The organism is Mycobacterium angelicum, assembly GCF_002086155.1.
Lineage (GTDB): Bacteria > Actinomycetota > Actinomycetes > Mycobacteriales > Mycobacteriaceae > Mycobacterium > Mycobacterium angelicum.
Map to the genome: position 1 here is coordinate 1 of NZ_MVHE01000166.1, position 2,296 is coordinate 2,296.

General features: G+C 78.7%; 1 pseudogene. It reads right to left on the reverse strand.

Features of this window, described 5'->3' with window-relative positions:
- Nucleotides 1–2,296 (reverse strand): annotated as a pseudogene (locus BST12_RS32480) (PE family protein); the annotation flags it as partial.

A 2,296-nucleotide genomic window follows, 5' to 3' on the forward strand; every position in this document is an offset into this window, starting at 1 on the left:
GGGCTGCCGCCGTTGCCGCCCGTGCCGCCGGTGCCGCCGGTGCCGCCGGTGCCTCCGCCGCCGCCGGCGCCTCCGGCCCCGCCGAGACCGTGTGTCGCGGCCCCGCCGGTGCCGCCGGCCCCGCCGGCGCCGCCGCCGCCGCCCTGGCCACCGGTGCCGCCGTTACCGCCCTCGCCGCCGACGGAGATCTGGCTGCTGCCGCCGCCATTGCCGCCATTGCCGCCGAAGCCGCCGACGGCACCCGTGCCGCCGCTGGCGCCGGTGCCACCGGTTCCGCCATTGCCTCCGTTGCCGCTCACCGTCCCGCCGGCTCCACCAGCGCCGCCGGCTCCGCCTGCACCACCGGTGCTGCCCGAAACCGCGGTGCCGCCGTTGCCGCCGAATCCGCCGGTCCCGCCCAAGTCGCCATTCTGGTAGGCGTCTCCGCCCTGGCCGCCGTTGCCGCCCGCCCCGCCGCCGAAGCCGCCGTTGCCGCCATTGCCGCCTTTACCGCCGCCGGCGCCGGTGTTGTCGCCACCGCCGGCGCCACCCCCGCCGCCGTTGCCGCCAATGCCGCCGCCCGTACCGCCGTCGCCACCGGCGCCGCCGGCGCCGCCGTTGCCGCCGGTGAAACCGCCGGGGCCGCCTTGGCCGCCGTCGCCGCCGCTGCCTCCGCCGCTGCCGCCGGTGCCGCCGGCGCCGGCCTTACCGCCGTTGCCGCCGAAGTGGCCGTCGCCGCCACCGCCGCCGTCGCCGCCGGCGGCAGCGACGTTGCCGTCGGTGGCGCCGCCGTCGCCGCCACGGCCGCCGTTGCCGCCGTTGGAATTGTGGATGATGCTGCCGCTGCCGGCTCCGCCGCCGGCGCCGCCCGGCTGCGCCGTGCCGCCCTTGTCGCCGGGGCCGCCGTCGCCGCCGTCAATGCCGTTGGGTGCGCCGGCGTTGGCGCCATGGGTACCGCCCTGCGCTGGGGTCTGGGTCGATGGCGGCAACGGCGTGGGGTTGTGGGCGGCGGGAGCCGCCGAGCCTTGTCCGCCGGACCCGCCGTTACCGCCGTTGCCGTTGGTTCCGGCATTGCCGCCGCTGCCGCCGGCCCCGCCGATGCCGCCACCGGCACCGTTGCCGCCGGCCCCGCCGTTGCCGCCGTCACCGTGGGCGGCGCCGTTGCCACCGGCCCCACCGGCGCCGCCGGTTCCGCCGTCGAGCTGGTCGGTGTTTGCGACGCCGTTGCCGCCGGCTCCGCCATTGCCGCCGTGGCCGGCGTTTCCGCCGTTGAAGGCGTTTCCACCGCGGCCACCGTTCCCGCCGCTCGCGCCTTTGGTGCCGTCGCCGCCGTCGCCGCCGTTACCGGCGGTGGCAGGCGAGCCGATGGTGCCGGTATTGCCGCCGGCCCCGCCGTCGCCGCCGATGCCGCTGTTGAAGATTCCGGTTCCGCCGGCGCCGCCGTTGCCACCGTTTCCGGACTGACCGCCGCTGGCGTTGGCGTTGCCGCCGTTGCCTCCGGCGCCGCCCTTTCCGTTGTTGACGCCGGCGCCGCCGGCGCCGCCATTGCCGCCGTTGGCGCCCGCGGCCGACGGGCTGAAGCCGATACCGCCGTTGCCGCCGTTGCCGACCGCGCCGACGATCGCGGCGCCGTTCTTGCCGTTGGTCGGAGCGCCGCTGCCGGTGCCCGCCGTGCCGCCGAGGCCGACGGTCGCGTTGCCGCCGTTGCCGCCCTTGCCGCCGTCGGGGTTGTTCACCGTGCCGGCCGCGCCGTTGCCGCCGTCGCCGGGGGTGCCGGCATTGGCGCCGTTGCCGCCGTTGCCGCCGGTTCCGGTGCTGCCGCCAGTGCCCACACCCTGAGCCACGCCGCCGCCCCCGCCGTTGCCGCCGTTGCCGCCTGCCGTTCCGATTCCGGCTGCGCCGTCGCCGCCCTGGCCGCCGGCGCCGCCGTTGCCGCCCAGGCCGCCGTTCCCGGCGTGGCCGAATATCGCTCCGTTAGCACCGCCGGCACCCCCAGTCCCGCCCGCTCCACCGGCACCGCCGCTTAGACCTGCCGCGCCGGCGCCACCGTTGCCGCCGTCACCACCCAACCCGCCGGCCCCACCCTGGCCGTAGAAGAACCCGCCCTTGCCGCCGGCTCCGCCGTTTCCGCCGGCCCCACCAACCAGACCGGTCGCACCGGAGGCCCCGATCCCCCCGGTAGCCCCCGCGCCACCGGCGCCGTAAAGCAGCCCGCCGTTACCGCCGGCGCCGCCCCTGGCGCCGTTTGGGCTGGTGACTGTGCCGACGCCGCCGGCCCCACCCGTCCCGCCGTTACCGAAGAGCCTGGCCGATCCGC